The organism is Kocuria sp. CPCC 205263, from assembly GCF_040981075.1.
Taxonomy (GTDB): Bacteria; Actinomycetota; Actinomycetes; order Actinomycetales; family Micrococcaceae; genus Kocuria; species Kocuria rosea.
In genome coordinates this window covers 1-13,411 of the sequence record NZ_JAVKPV010000018.1, presented here as the reverse complement: position 1 = coordinate 13,411, position 13,411 = coordinate 1, and the positions used below count along the sequence as shown (strand labels likewise).

The window sequence follows — 13,411 nt, the reverse complement described above, 5'->3', positions numbered from 1 at the left end:
GCTCCCCGCCGCCGTCCAGCACGTTCTGAGAGCATGGACGCAGGACGACGACGGAGAGGTGGCCCATGGACCCCGAGCTCGACCCCCAGGTGCGGCACGCGGTGGAGCGCCCCGCGGAGACCGCCCGCGGCCCGGAGGACGCGCAGTTGCGCGTCCGGCTGGCCGGTGAGCCCGCCCGCCGCGCCCTCGGCACGCACTGGGAGCAGGGCCTCCCGGAGGACGCCGCCCCGAGCGACGACCGGCTCGCCGCCGCCGTGCTGCTCGCCACCCTCTTCGGCGACACCTTCTGGCTGGAGCGCGCCGCCCGGCTGCCCAGCGACGTGCCGGGGTGCCCGTCCGCGCCGCCGAGCGGGCTGCTGGAGCTGACCCGGGTGCCGGGCGCCCGGGCCGCCCTGGCCGCCGTGCTCGAGCGCCCGCTGCTGACCGGGCTCCTGGAGTGGGGCACCAACCCCCTCCCGGAGCAGCCCCCGCTGGCCGTGGCGCGGGCCGCCCGGGACCTGGGCGTCCCCGACGACGGGCGCGTCTACAAGGTGGTGCGCCGCCGCGCCGAGCGCTTCCTGGCGCGGGAGCACGACGGGTCCGAGCCGCTCGAGCAGTTCGTGACCCTGCTGAACGAGGCGGAGCGGGGCCACCGCGAGGACGGGCCCGTGCTCTCGGGCGAGACCCTGCCGCCGGCGGCTCCCCCGGTGTCGGGCCCGACCGCGGGATCCTCCTCCGCGGCCGGCCCGGCCGCGGACGGTGACATCCGCCCGGGCACGCCCCCGCCCGGCGCCCCTCCGGCGGGCTCGCCCGAGAACCCCCAGTGGGGGGTGAGCCCCGCGAGCCCGGCCCCGCCGCCCCCCGGGCAGTTCCCGGGCCAGCACCCCGGACCGGGGGCACCCGGCCCGGGCGGTCCCGGTGCCGGTGCCCAGGGCACCTCCGGGCCGGTGTTCGGGCCCGGCCCCGGCGGGTGGCCGCCGCGCCCGGCCGAGCCCGAGGAGGACGACTCCGACAACCTCAAGGCGTGGGGGTTCGTCTTCCTGGGCATCCTGGCGGTGATCGCCGCCCTGATCTTCATCCTCTGAGCCCACCGCACCACCATTTACTTGCACAGGAAAGCTTCTGGGACTATTCTTGGGGACATATCAACCAATGCGCCGCCCCTGCCGACGGAGAACCCCGCGATGCCGATCTTTCCCCAGAACCCCGCTCCCCAGAGCCTGACGAAGCGCCCCGCCGAGGACCTGCTGTCCGCGGACACCCGGATGGGCGCGGTGGAGCTGCTGGTCTCCGACCTGGACACGATGGTCGCCTACTACTCGGACGCCGTCACCCTCGACGTGCTTGCCCACGCCGGGGACACCGCGGTCCTGGGCCGGGACGGCCGGACGGTCGTGCGGCTGCGCCAGGTCAAGGAGCTCCCGCCGGCCCGCCGCGGGCAGGCCGGCCTGTTCCACACCGCGGTGGTCTTCGACGACGAGCCGGCCCTGGCCGCGGCGCTCGCGTCCGTGGCGACCGTGGCGCCCCGCTCCTTCACCGGCAGCGCCGACCACCTCTACAGCCAGGCCTTCTACTTCGACGACCCCGAGGGCAACGGGGTGGAGCTCTACACGGACCGCCCCCGCGAGACGTGGCGGCGGGAGCCCACCGGCCTGCTCACGCTGGCCTCCAACCCCCTGGACCCGAACGGCTTCCTGCAGGAGCACCTGGCCGAGCAGGGCGGGCGGCCCCCGGCGCCGCCGGCCACCTTGGGACACGTGCACCTGCAGGTGGGCGACATCCCGCTGGGCCGGCAGTTCTACGTGGACATCCTGGGCTTCGAGGTCATGAGCGACATCGGCTCCGCCCTGTTCATCGCCGCCGGCGGCTACCACCACCACATCGCGCTCAACACCTGGCAGAGCGCCGGGGCCGGCCCGCGTGCGGCGTCGCTGGGGCTGGGCCAGGTCAACATCGACCTGCCGAACGCCGACGACGTCGCGGCCCTGGCGTCCCGGCTCGCGGACCACCGGATCCCCACCCGGCACGACGGCGCCGTGCTGCGCTTCGAGGACCCTTGGAACACCCTGATCCAGGTGGGCGTCGCGGCCTGAGACCCGCCCGGGCGCCGCGTCCGCACCCGCCCGCCGGCGGCTCCGTGCTCGACGCCCCGCGGCTGCTCGCCGACACCTCGGTGCGCCGGTAGGTTGGGCCTCGTGCCCGGGGCGCCCGGGCACCGAGGGCGTGCGGCGACACGGCGGCCGCCCGGTCCGAGAGCGAGGAGCAGGGCATGGGCGAGAAGGACGACACCACCGGCAAGGACTTCGACGAGGCCGTCAACATGACCGCCGAGCAGCTGTCGACGTGGCTGGACACCGACGAGTCCACCTCGGTGGGCCAGGACGACGGCGGGGAGTCGGTGGGCCACCGCTCCGGGCGGCGGATCGTGGAGATCCTGCAGAAGCCGAAGGGCGAGCGCACCGAGGCCGACCACGAGCACATGCGCAAGGTGGTCGGCTACGTCCACCGCCACCTGGCCCAGCGCCCCGACGGGGACGTGCGCGAGACCCGGTGGCGCTACTCCCTGATGAACTGGGGCCACGACCCCCTGAAGGACTGAGCCGGAGGGCCCGACGCGCGCCGCCGAGTGGGCCCGGCCGCCGCGGCGGGCACCCCGGGAAATATTGCAGTTGTGCAAAACTTGCAGAAATGCAAAAATGTGGGCATGAACGCCGACTCCCCTCCCACCCTGCGCGCCCGCAAGAAGGCCGAGACCTGGTCCGCCATCCACGAGGCGGCCGCCGCCCTCGCGGTGCAGCACGGGGTCGAGGGCACCACGGTGGAGGCCGTGGCGGCGGCGGCCGGCGTCTCCCCGCGGACCTTCTTCAACTACTTCCCCGCCAAGGAGGACGCCGTCCTGGGCATGCGGGCCCCCTCGCTGGACCCGGAGCTGCTGGACGGCTTCTCCCTCGAGCACGACCTGCTGGGCCAGGTCTCGCGCCTGCTGCTGGCCGTCTCCCGCAGCGCCTACGCGGGACGGGACGCCGAGCGCCGCCGGAGGCTGCTGCAGGACCACCCGAGCCTGGGCCGCCGCCGGCACGAGCTGATGCTCGAGGCCGAGGCCCTGGTGCGCCACACCCTCGCGGAGCTGCTGGCCCGGGACCCCGCGTGGTCGGCCGGGATCGGTGAGCACCGCGTGGACGAGGTCGCCCGGATGCTGGTCCTGCTCGGCGGCGTCCCGCTGCGCTTCGCCATCACCGCCGAGAGCTACTCCCCCGCGCACGGCCTACCGACCGAGGACCACGAGTCGGCGCTCACCCTCCTCCACCGTCTCCAGGAGAAGCTCTCATGACCCGCACCCCCGCCCACCGCGCCGAACCGGACTCCGGCTCCCGGCACCTCGCGCTGCTCTTCGTCGGCCTGATGCTCTCCATGCTGCTGGCCGCGCTGAACCAGACCGTCCTCAGCACGGCGCTGCCCACGATCGTGGGCGAGCTCAACGGGGTCGACGAGATGCTGTGGGTGATCACGGCCTACATCCTGGCCTCGACGATCATGATGCCCGTGTACGGCAAGCTCGGGGACCTGATGGGCCGCAAGCCCCTGCTCCTGGGCGCGATCCTGGTGTTCATGGCCGGCTCCGTGGTCGGCGCGCTCGCCGGCACCATCGAGGTCCTCATCGCCGCCCGCGCGATCCAGGGTCTCGGCGGCGGCGGGCTGATCATCCTCTCCCAGGCCGCGATCGCCGACGTGGTCCCGGCCCGGGAGCGCGGCAAGTACATGGGCGTCATGGGCGGGGTGTTCGCGGTGTCGTCGGTGGCCGGCCCGCTGCTCGGCGGCTTCTTCACCGAGGGGCCCGGCTGGCGCTGGGTCTTCTGGATCAACATCCCGCTCGGGCTGCTCGCGCTGGCCGGGGCCGTCCTGTTCCTCAAGCTGCCCCGGCACAGCGGCCGGCCGCGCCTGGACATCGGCGGCATGGTGCTGCTGGCCGTGGCCACGACCTGCCTGGTCCTGTTCGCCACCTGGGGCGGCGGCAAGTACGCCTGGACCGACCCCGTGATCCTCGGTCTGATCGCCGGGACGCTCGTGGCCGCCGCGGCGTTCGTGGCCGTGGAGCGACGCACCGCCGAGCCGATCATCCCGATGCACCTGTTCCGCGAGCGCAACTTCGTCCTCACCACCCTCGCCGGGCTGCTCACCGGCGTGGCGATGTTCGGGGCCCTCGGCTACCTGCCCACCTACCTGCAGATGGTCTTCGGCGTCGACGCCACCCGGTCCGGGCTGCTGATGGTGCCGATGATGGGCACGATGCTCGTGACCTCGGTGCTCGCCGGCCAGGCCGTGAGCCGGACCGGGCGCTACAAGTGGCTGCCGGTGGCCGGCAGCGTGATCGTGGCCGCGGCCATGGGGCTGCTCGCCACCCTGACCTCCGAGCAGGGGGTGTGGCACGTCTGCCTCTACATCGCGGTCCTCGGCCTGGGTCTGGGCCTGTCCATGCAGGTGCTCGTGCTGATCGTGCAGAACACCTTCCCCCTGCGCCAGGTCGGCACTGCCACCGCGGCGAACAACTTCTTCCGCCAGATCGGCGCCACCCTCGGCTCGGGAGTGGTCGGCAGCGTCTTCGCGAGCCGGCTGGCCGAGCTGATGGCCGAGCGCGTCCCGGCGGCCGCGCTCGAGGGCGGCGCCGGCGGGGCCAACTCGCTCACCCCCGCCGTGGTCGCGTCCCTGCCCCAGGCGCTGCAGGACCCGATCGTGACCTCCTACAACGACGCCCTGACGCCCATCTACCTGTGGATCATGCCCCTGGGGCTGCTGGCGGCCGCCGTGCTGTGCTTCGTCGCCGAGAAGCCGCTGGCCACCACGATCGAGCAGGACGTCGAGCCGGAGGCGCTCGCCGAGGGCCGCCTCGTGGTCACCGCTGACGAGCCCGCCGCGCCGCGCGCCGACGACGAGGAGCGGGACGCCGGCGACCCGCGCGAGGACCCGGCCGCTCTCGAGCCAGCCTCCGCGTCGCGCTAGCCGGGACGCGGAGCGCTCCGTAGTCTGAGGACCGTGCACGGCAGGGCACCCTGGGCGGCGGCATCCTCGGGGCGCACGCGCACCGGAACGGACGAGCAGAGGAGCAGCGGATGGGTCTGAGCAAGGGCACCAGGGTCACGTGGAACACCCCGCAGGGCAGGACCGAGGGGACGGTCGTCGAGAAGAAGACCGAGGACTTCGAGCTCGACGGACGCACGTACCGCGCGAGCACGGACGATCCCCACTACATCGTGGAGTCCGACAGCTCCGGGGCCCGGGCAACCCACAAGGCGGACGCCCTCACCGAGGCCTAGCCGGAGACCGGCCCCGCCGCGGGCCCGAGGACGGGCGCGGCGGCAGGCGGGCGGGACGCGGCGTTCAGCCGCGGACGCCCTCACCGAGGCCTAGCCGGAGACCGGCCCCGCCGCGGGCCCGAGGACGGGCGCGGCGGCAGGCGGGCGGGACGCGGCGTTCAGCCGCGGACGCCCTCACCGAGGCCTAGCCGGAGACCGGCCCCGCCGCGGGCCCGAGGACGGGCGCGGCGGCAGGCGGGCGGGACGCGGCGTTCAGCCGCGGATGCCCGGCGTGCCCCAGACGAACGGGCCGAAGGACGGACCGGCCGGTTCGAGGTACTCGACGTCGGACGCCGGGACCAGGGCGCCCGGGCTGTAGCCGTCGGCCTCGCAGCGCACCAGGACGACCATGCCCAGCTCGACCGGGTCGTAGGGCGCGCACAGCACCACCTCGCCCGCCCGCAGGTTCAGTCCCGCGCGGTCCGTGCGCATCCGGTAGCGCGCCACGTGGGAGACGGTGATGGAGGAGATCGGGTCGACGACCGGACCCACACCGATGCCGGGGAGGACATCGAGGGGTCCCGTGTCGTCGGGAACAGGGGTCAGTTCGGAAAGGCTCATGGCGGGGATCTCCAGTCGTGCGAGCGCATCGGGAGCTGCAGAAGGTCCCGGTGCCGGGCGGGTGTGCTCGACCACGCTGTCCCTTCCCATGATAGAGATCCATGTCACACAGGGGAAGAGTCCTTCGCATCGGTCCACCGCCCCCCGGCCGCGGTGCACGAACTTGCAGGCACCGGCGTCCCGGGCGTCGCCGGGCGTCACAGAGTCACGGTCACCGAACCACTGACCCCTTTCTCACCAGGGCGGACAGACGGCACAGCCGACTGTGACGCACGGAACGCCCCGATGTCTGCGGCGCGGCCCCGCGGCGCGCATACATTCACTGACATGAGCTACGAGGGGTCGATGCCGTGATCACGATCAACATGAACAACGCCGCGCTCTGCCGGCTGGAGCAGCAGGACCGGGGGCGGCCCGGCGCGCTGCCGGAACGACGGTCCACCGCCGCGGGCACCGGCCCGCTGGACGCCCGGAAAACCGCCCGGGAGACCGTCCGGCGGCCCGAGGCGGCGCCTCCGATGCCGGAGCACACCAGGGGCTGATGCCCCCGGTCCGGCTCAGCGGCTGCCGACGAGGCCGGACGCCCGCAGGGCTCCGAGGTGGGCCTGGCGGCCGGCGCCGACGATGCCGGCGGCGTTGCGCAGCTGCGCGGGGGCCACGCGGGCGCGCAGCCGCAGGTGCGGCAGGAACTCCTGGTGCCGTTCGCTGATGCCTCCGCCGAGGACGATGAGATCCGGGGAGATCAGGCGCTCGAGGTGGGACAGGTAGCGCTGGAGCCGGTCCGTGTAGGTCGGCCAGTCCAGAGCCTCCTCCATCCGGGCGGAGGCGCCGGCCCAGCCGTCGACGTCCCGGCCGTCCAACCACACGTGGCCGAACTCGCTGTTGGGGATCAGCTCCCCGTCCAGGAACAGCGCCGAGCCGATCCCGGTGCCCAGCGTGATCACCAGCACCGTTCCGCTCGCGCTCCGGGCGGCGCCGAAGCGCACCTCGGCCAGCCCGGCGGCGTCGGCGTCGTTGAGCACCGCGACCTCGCGCCCGAGTCCGGCGGCGAGCAGCTCCCGGGCGTCCGTGCCGATCCAGGAGTCGTCGAGGTGGGCGGCGGAGCGGGCGATGCCGTGGTCGATGATCGCCGGGACGCCCACGCCGACCCCGGCCAGGGGCCCGCCCGGCCCGGGCTCGCGCTCCAGCTTCTCCAGGACCCCGCGCAGGACGGCCACCACCGCGGCCGGGGTGGCCGGCGCGGGCGTGGGCACCCGGCGGACCGGGCCCACGGTGGTGCCGCGGACCGGGTCCACCACCGCGTACTTGATGGTCGTTCCGCCGATGTCCACCCCGAGGCAGCGGGCGTCGTCGTCGCTCCCGTCGGAGACGTGCGGGACGGTCGGGGGCGTCCGGACGGACGGCAGGGCACAGGTCATCTCACGGTCCTGGATCGAGGCGGTGACGGCGCGCCCTCGAGCGGGCGGCGCCTGTTCGACTGTACAACCGGGTGGGGACGGCAATTATTCGCACCGGCCCCGCCACCCGTCCGGCGCCACCGCCCCGCCCCGGGCGTTCCCTAGAATGGGGGGTCCCGGTCACCCCGGCGAGCGCCCGCGCCCCGGCGTCCCGCCGCCTTTCGAAGGACTTTCCCGCATGACCAGTCCCACCACCGCCGCGTGGCCCGTCCCGCCGAAGACGACCAACCGGGTGCTGCTCGCCTGCTGGCTCGCGATCCTGGCCGAGGGGTACGACGTCGGCGTGCTCGGCGCCGTGCTGCCCGCCCTCGCGGAGCACCGGGAGTGGGAGCTCACCCCGCTGGAGCTCGGCGGCCTCGGCTCCTACGCCCTCGTCGGCATGCTCATCGGGGCCATGGTCATCGGCACGCTCTCGGACCGGATCGGCCGGAGGAGGATGCTGCTGGTTTCGATGGCCATCTTCACCACCATGCAGCTGGGCGCCGCGCTGGCCCCCACCCCGGAGGTCTTCGGGCTTTTCCGGCTGCTCGGCGGCCTGGGCATGGGCGGGATCATCCCGGTGGCCGCGGCCCTGACCATCGAGTACTCGGCGCCGCGGCGCCGGTCCTTCAACTACGGCGTGATGTACTCCGGCTACTCCCTCGGCATCCTGGCCGCCGCGCTCGTGGCGATCGCCCTGCTGCCCACGCTGGGCTGGCGCTGGGTGGTCGGCGTCGGGTTCCTGCCCGTGGTCCTGCTGCCGCTGGTGGCCAGGCTGCTGCCCGAGTCCCTCGAGTACCTCATGGGCAAGGGTCGGCGCGAGGAGGCCGCCCGCCTGGCGGAGCGGCTGCGCGTGGCCCCGTTCGTCGAGGGCGACTGGACGCCGGTGCTCTCCGAGGAGGCGAAGGCGCGGTCCGTGGGCTGGAAGCAGTCCCTGGCGGCGATGTTCTCCGGCGGCTACCTGACCGCCACGGTGTTCTTCTGGGTCTCCCTGTTCTGCGGCATGGTCTTGGTCTACGGCCTCAACACGTGGCTGCCCTCGATCATGCGCTCGGCCGGCTACGAGCTCGGCCCGGCCCTGACGTTCCTGGTGGTCTTCAGCCTCGCCTCGGCCGCCGGCGGCATCGCCCTGGGCCGCGCCGCGGACGCGTACGGCAAGAAGCTGATCCTGGTGGTCTTCTACCTGCTGGGCGGGGCGGGGATCCTGCTGCTGATGTTCCCCAACAGCATCGTGGTCAACTACGTGTTCGTGGCCCTGGCCGGCATCGGCTCGATCTCCACCTCGCTGGTGCTCACCGGCTGGGTGGCCGAGTACTACCCCGCCCACTCCCGCGCCACCGCCACCGGCTGGGCCCTGTCCTTCGCCCGCATCGGCGCGATCTCGGGCCCGCTCATCGGCGGCTGGATCGGCTCGATGGCCTTGCCGTTCCAGTGGAACTTCATCGTCTTCGCCGCCGTGGCCCTGGTCGCCGCCGGGTCGGTGGCGCTGATCCCGCAGTTCCCGGGTTCGGCCGGTCCGGCCGCGCGGCGCGGGCGGTCGGGGCGCACCGAGACGGCGCCGGCGGCGCCGGGCGCCTGACCCGAGCGGCCCGCCGTCCGGGCGCCCCGACCCCGGCCCCGGCCGCACCTCACCCGGCCGGGTCGGGTCCGTCCTGGCCGGGCGTCGGGCGGTTGGCCGGCGCCCGCACCCGCCGCTCGTCGGCAGGCTCGTCCGCGTGCAGGTGGGCACGCTCGCCGTCGTGGTCGAGCACGGTGAGGATCTCCACCGGCCCGCCCTGCGCCACGATGGCGTGCGGGACCATCGTGGAGAACTGCGCCGCCTGACCGGCCTCGACCACGACGACCCGCTCGCCCAGGTGCAGGCGGGCGGTCCCGGAGAGCACGGTGAACCAGTCCCGGCCCGGGTGCACCGCCAGCTGGTCCGGTGCGGGGGGCGGGCCCGGCAGGATGCGCATTTTGGCCACGGTCATCCCGTGCAGGGCCCGCTCGGAGGACAGCAGCCACATGGTCAGCCCCGGCGTGCTGCTGGGCTGCGGGCGGATCACCACGTCCTCGTCCTCGGGGGACTCGACGAGCTGGTCGAGCGAGGTGTCGAGCGCCCGGGCGATGGGCACCAGCTGGTCGAGGGCGATCCTGCGGTGCCCGGTCTCGAGCCGGCTCAGCGTGGACGGGCTGAGGTGGCACCGGGCCGCAAGCGCGTCCAGGGACCAGCCGCGCGCCAGCCGGAGACCGCGGATGCGGCGACGGATCACGGCGTCCAGGTCGATTTCTTGCGTCATGGGCAAGAGTGTATGCCCCGAAGGCATTCTCCGCCTACCGTGGAGGCATGACACCGCGCGACTCCCCGCACCCGACGGCGGGGCACCACACCCACCCCGAGCAGCACGACGACGACGGACTGGCCGAGCTGCTCGAGCTGGACGCCGAGGTCCTGGCCCCGCTGCTGGAGGAGGTGCTCGACTGGGTCGCCCAGCACGTCCGCGGCGCACCGGGCACGGTCGCGGACATCGGCGCGGGGACCGGCTCCGGCAGCCGGCTCCTGGCCCGCCGTTTCCCGTCGGCGCAGATCGTCGCGATCGACCGGTCGGCACCAAGGCTCGAGCGGCTCCGCGCCACGGCCGGCGCACCGGGCCCGTCCGACCGGATCCGCACGGTGCAGGCCGATCTGGACACCGCCTGGCCCGAGGTCGGGGCGGTCGACCTCGCCTGGGCGGCCTCCTCGCTGCACGAGCTCGCCGCGCCGGACCGGCTGCTGCGTGAGCTCCGTGCCGGGATGCGCCCCGGCGGGCTCCTGGCGGTCGTGGAGATGGACGCGCTGCCGCGGTTCCTGCCCGAGGACATCGGGATCGGCCGCCCGGGCCTGGAGCGCCGCTGCCACGAGGTCCTCGCCCGGGCGCACTGGAACGCCGTCCCCGACTGGGGACCCCACCTCGAGGAGGCCGGCTTCCGGCTGACGGGGCGGCGCCGGTTCGGCGTCGAGGCGCGGCCGGCCCCGCCCGGCACGGGCCGCTGGGCGCACCTCTCGCTGCGCCGCGCCCTCCCGGTCCTCGCCGGCCGGCTGGCCGCCGACGACCTGCTCACCCTCGAGCACCTGCTCACCGAGGACTCCCCCGGCGCGGTCCTGCACCGGAAGGACCTGGTGCTGCGCGCCGGACGCATCGTCTGGGCGGCGCACCGGGCATGAACCACCAGCACGAGAGGACACGGACCATGAGCAGCATTTCCGCGTACGACGTCGTCGTCGTCGGAGGCGGTGCGGCCGGCCTGAGCGCCGCCGTCGCCCTGGCACGATCCCTGCGCTCGGTGGTCGTGGTGGACGCGGGCGAACCCCGCAACGCCCCGGCCGGCGGCGCGCACAACCTGCTCGGCCGGGAGGGGGTCCCGCCGCTCGAGCTGCTGGCAGCCGGCCGGCGGGAGGCGGAGCAGTACGGGGCGGAGATCGTCCGGGACCGCGCCGTCACAGCCCGGGCGGACGAGGAGGGGTTCACGGTCGGTCTCGCCGGCGGCGGCGTGCTGCGCGCGCGGCGGCTGCTGCTCGCCTCCGGGCTGGTCGACGAGCTGCCCGACGTGCCGGGCGTGGCCGAGCTGTGGGGGCGGAGCGTGCTGCACTGCCCCTACTGCCACGGGTGGGAGGTCCGCGGCCGGCGCATCGGCGTGCTCGGCGCGGGACCCATGAGCATCCACCAGACGCTGCTGTTCCGGCAGCTCAGCGAGGACGTCACCTTCTTCCCGCACCGGATGCCCGACCCCGGCCCCGAGGCCTGGGAGCAGCTCTCCGCCCTCGGGATCCGGGTGGTCGAGGGGTCCGTGCAGCGGCTGCGCACCGACGGGGACGTGCTGCGCGCCGTGGTCCTCGACGACGGGCAGGAGGTCCCGGTGGACGCCATGGTCGTGGCGCCCCGGTTCGCGGCCCGGGCCGGGCTGTACGAGCAGCTCGGCGGCACCCTGACCGACCACCCCGCGGGGGCGCTCATCGCCACGGGCCCGATGGGCAGCACCGGGATCCCCGGCGTGTGGGCGGCCGGCAACGCCGGCGACCTCTCGGCCATGGTCTCCTCGGCGGCGGGGGCGGGGGTCGGCGCGGCCGCGGCGATCAACGCGGACCTCGTGGCCGAGGACGCGGCCGCCGCCGTCAGGGCCCGCGCGCAGGGCGCCGCGGCCGGGACGCCCCGTCGCGGCTGAGGGTCTCGCGAGCGGTCAGGGCTCCACGGACCCCTGGACGTGCTCGAACACCAGGCTGGTCTGCGTGGCCGCCACCGCCTGGTTGGAGGACAGGTGCTCGAGGACGAACTGGCGGATGTGGTCGGTGTCCCGCGCCGTGACGTGGATCAGGAAGTCGTCCGAGCCCGCCAGGAAGAAGAACTGGGACACCTCCGGCACCGACTTCAGCCCCTCGCCGAACGCGGACATCAGGTGCCGGGCCCCCGGCCGCAGGCGCACGCTGATGAGGGCCTCGATGGTGCTCCCGAGCGCCCGGGGGTCCACCTCGACCGTGAACCGGCGGATCACGCCCGAGCGCTGCAGACCCTTCATCCGGGCCAGACAGGTGGACGGGGCCACGCCGAGGGCCTCGCTGAGCGCCTGGTTGGTCGCCCGGGAGTTCTCCCGCAGCAGCGCGAGCAGGCGCCGGTCGAGATCGTCCAGCTCGTCCCGGGGCCGCCGATCCTGCGGAGCGGACCGCGTGGGCGGGGTCACCTTCTCCATGGTTCGTCCAGTTCTGCCCCGACTGCCGAAGGATCGTCGACTTCTGCCCCGGCAACGGTGACGGATCGTAGTTTTGTGACAACCATTCTATGTTTTCTGCGGAAGGCCCTCGATGATCATCTCCGTTCTCACCGAAGTGAAGACCAGCGAGCACCGGGTGGCCATCACGGTCTCCGGCGTGCACGAGCTGCGCCGCCGCGGCCACCGGGTGCTCGTGCAGGCCGGTGCCGGCCTCGGCTCGGGCTTCGCGGACGAGGACTTCGCCGCCGCGGGCGCGGAGGTCGTGGTGGACCCGGACGAGCTGTGGGCCCGGGCGGACCTGGTGCTGAAGGTCAAGGAGCCGATCGCCTCCGAGTACCACCGGTTCCGGGAGGGCCTGATCCTGTTCACCTACCTGCACCTGGCCGCGGAGCCGGAGCTCACCCGCGCCCTGCTGGCCGCCGGGGTCACGGCCGTCGCCTACGAGACCGTGCAGACCGCGGACCGCCGGCTGCCCCTGCTGGCGCCGATGAGCGAGGTGGCCGGCCGGCTCTCGGTGCAGGCCGGGGCCTCGGCCCTGACCGCCACCGGCGGCGGCAAGGGCGTCCTGCTCGGCGGCGTGCCCGGGGTCCGCCCCGCCCAGGTGACCGTGATCGGCGCGGGTGTGGCCGGCACCAACGCGGCCGCCATGGCCGTGGGCCTGGGCGCCGAGGTCACGATCCTGGACATCGACGTGGACCGATTGCGCGCCCTGGACGACCGGTACGCCGGGCGGCTGCGGACCGTCGCCTCCAACGCCTACGAGGTGGAGCGCGCGGTGACCGAGGCGGACCTGGTGGTCGGTTCGGTGCTGGTGCCCGGCGCCCGGGCCCCGAAGCTGGTCACCCACGAGATGGTCCGGCGGATGAAGCCGGGCAGCGTCCTGGTGGACATCGCCGTGGACCAGGGCGGATGCTTCGAGGACAGCCGTCCCACCACCCACCAGGACCCGGTCTTCCCGGTGCACGACACCCTGTTCTACTGCGTGGCCAACATGCCGGGCGCGGTGCCCAACACCTCCACCTACGCCCTGACCAACGTGACGCTGCGCTACGTGACCGCCCTCGCCGACCGTGGCGTGGCGGCGGCGCTGGCCGCCGATCCCGCGCTGGCCGCCGGGCTCAACACGATGGCCGGCCACGTGACGCACCGCTCGGTCGGCGAGGCCCACGGCCTGGACGTCGTCGACCGGGCGGAGCTGCTGCCCGCGGCCTGAGCCGCGCGCCCGCGCCGGGCGGATCAGCCGGCGGCCGGGACGGCGTGCCGGCCCGGGCGATCGCCCTGGTCAGCTCCGGTGGGGAGGGCGTCGATGAGGGCGGTGAGGTCGGCGAGGTCGGTCTCGGTGAGGTCCTGCAGCGGGGG

The 13,411-nt window shown here is 74.4% G+C and carries 15 protein-coding genes; 11 read left to right on the top strand and 4 right to left on the bottom strand.

Going from position 1 to position 13,411, the window contains the following annotated elements; all coding sequences use genetic code 11:
* Positions 1-65 precede the first annotated feature (65 nt).
* From RF647_RS18020 to RF647_RS17995, 6 genes are all read left to right on the top strand, one after another.
* Positions 66-1,064 (top strand): hypothetical protein, encoded by a 999-nt coding sequence (locus RF647_RS18020; protein WP_368812918.1) that lies wholly within the window; start codon positions 66-68, stop codon positions 1,062-1,064.
* 99 nt (positions 1,065-1,163) lie between these two features.
* The gene (locus tag RF647_RS18015; RefSeq protein ID WP_368812917.1) at positions 1,164-2,072 is read left to right on the top strand and encodes a VOC family protein; all 909 of its coding nucleotides are present in this window, start codon (positions 1,164-1,166) and stop codon (positions 2,070-2,072) included.
* Positions 2,073-2,248: 176 nt separating this feature from the next.
* Positions 2,249-2,578, top strand: coding sequence for a DUF3140 domain-containing protein (locus RF647_RS18010; RefSeq protein ID WP_368812916.1), 330 nt, complete (start codon positions 2,249-2,251; stop codon positions 2,576-2,578).
* 105 nt (positions 2,579-2,683) lie between these two features.
* Positions 2,684-3,310: a TetR family transcriptional regulator gene (locus RF647_RS18005; protein WP_368812915.1), complete on the top strand. Its 627-nt coding sequence runs from the start codon at positions 2,684-2,686 to the stop codon at positions 3,308-3,310.
* A complete protein-coding gene (locus tag RF647_RS18000) occupies positions 3,307-4,977 on the top strand; it encodes an MDR family MFS transporter (protein WP_368812914.1) in 1,671 nt (556 codons plus the stop codon). The genes RF647_RS18005 and RF647_RS18000 overlap by 4 nt, the downstream gene beginning before the upstream one ends.
* A 110-nt stretch (positions 4,978-5,087) precedes the next feature.
* Complete coding sequence (locus tag RF647_RS17995; protein WP_368812913.1) at positions 5,088-5,291, top strand: DUF2945 domain-containing protein; 204 nt, start codon at positions 5,088-5,090, stop codon at positions 5,289-5,291.
* Positions 5,292-5,543: 252 nt separating this feature from the next.
* Here the strand turns inward: RF647_RS17995 and RF647_RS17990 are convergent, their stop codons facing one another.
* The gene (locus RF647_RS17990; protein ID WP_368812912.1) at positions 5,544-5,891 is read right to left on the bottom strand and encodes a hypothetical protein; all 348 of its coding nucleotides are present in this window, start codon (positions 5,889-5,891) and stop codon (positions 5,544-5,546) included.
* Positions 5,892-6,241: 350 nt separating this feature from the next.
* Between RF647_RS17990 and RF647_RS17985 the strand changes: the two genes are divergently transcribed.
* Positions 6,242-6,433, top strand: coding sequence for a hypothetical protein (locus RF647_RS17985; protein WP_368812911.1), 192 nt, complete (start codon positions 6,242-6,244; stop codon positions 6,431-6,433).
* 15 nt (positions 6,434-6,448) lie between these two features.
* Here the strand turns inward: RF647_RS17985 and ppgK are convergent, their stop codons facing one another.
* The gene (gene ppgK / locus RF647_RS17980; protein WP_368812910.1) at positions 6,449-7,309 is read right to left on the bottom strand and encodes a polyphosphate--glucose phosphotransferase; all 861 of its coding nucleotides are present in this window, start codon (positions 7,307-7,309) and stop codon (positions 6,449-6,451) included.
* A gap of 217 nt (positions 7,310-7,526) precedes the next feature.
* On the opposite strand from ppgK, the gene RF647_RS17975 reads away from it, so the two are divergent.
* Positions 7,527-8,906, top strand: coding sequence for an MFS transporter (locus tag RF647_RS17975; protein WP_368812909.1), 1,380 nt, complete (start codon positions 7,527-7,529; stop codon positions 8,904-8,906).
* A gap of 49 nt (positions 8,907-8,955) precedes the next feature.
* On the opposite strand, the gene RF647_RS17970 is transcribed toward RF647_RS17975, so the two are convergent.
* On the bottom strand, positions 8,956-9,606 hold the full coding sequence (locus RF647_RS17970) for a helix-turn-helix domain-containing protein (RefSeq protein WP_368812908.1): 651 nt from the start codon (positions 9,604-9,606) through the stop codon (positions 8,956-8,958).
* Positions 9,607-9,653: 47 nt separating this feature from the next.
* Here RF647_RS17970 and RF647_RS17965 point away from each other — a divergent pair, with 47 nt between their 5' ends.
* The gene (locus RF647_RS17965; protein ID WP_368812907.1) at positions 9,654-10,511 is read left to right on the top strand and encodes a trans-aconitate 2-methyltransferase; all 858 of its coding nucleotides are present in this window, start codon (positions 9,654-9,656) and stop codon (positions 10,509-10,511) included.
* Between the two features lie 26 nt (positions 10,512-10,537).
* Positions 10,538-11,509, top strand: a complete 972-nt coding sequence (locus RF647_RS17960; protein WP_368812906.1) for an NAD(P)/FAD-dependent oxidoreductase — start codon at positions 10,538-10,540, stop codon at positions 11,507-11,509.
* Between the two features lie 15 nt (positions 11,510-11,524).
* Here RF647_RS17960 and RF647_RS17955 read toward each other — a convergent pair whose 3' ends face one another.
* Positions 11,525-12,031: an Lrp/AsnC family transcriptional regulator gene (locus tag RF647_RS17955; protein ID WP_368812905.1), complete on the bottom strand. Its 507-nt coding sequence runs from the start codon at positions 12,029-12,031 to the stop codon at positions 11,525-11,527.
* A gap of 112 nt (positions 12,032-12,143) precedes the next feature.
* Between RF647_RS17955 and ald the strand changes: the two genes are divergently transcribed.
* The gene (ald, locus tag RF647_RS17950; protein ID WP_368812904.1) at positions 12,144-13,265 is read left to right on the top strand and encodes an alanine dehydrogenase; all 1,122 of its coding nucleotides are present in this window, start codon (positions 12,144-12,146) and stop codon (positions 13,263-13,265) included.
* Positions 13,266-13,411 lie beyond the last annotated feature (146 nt).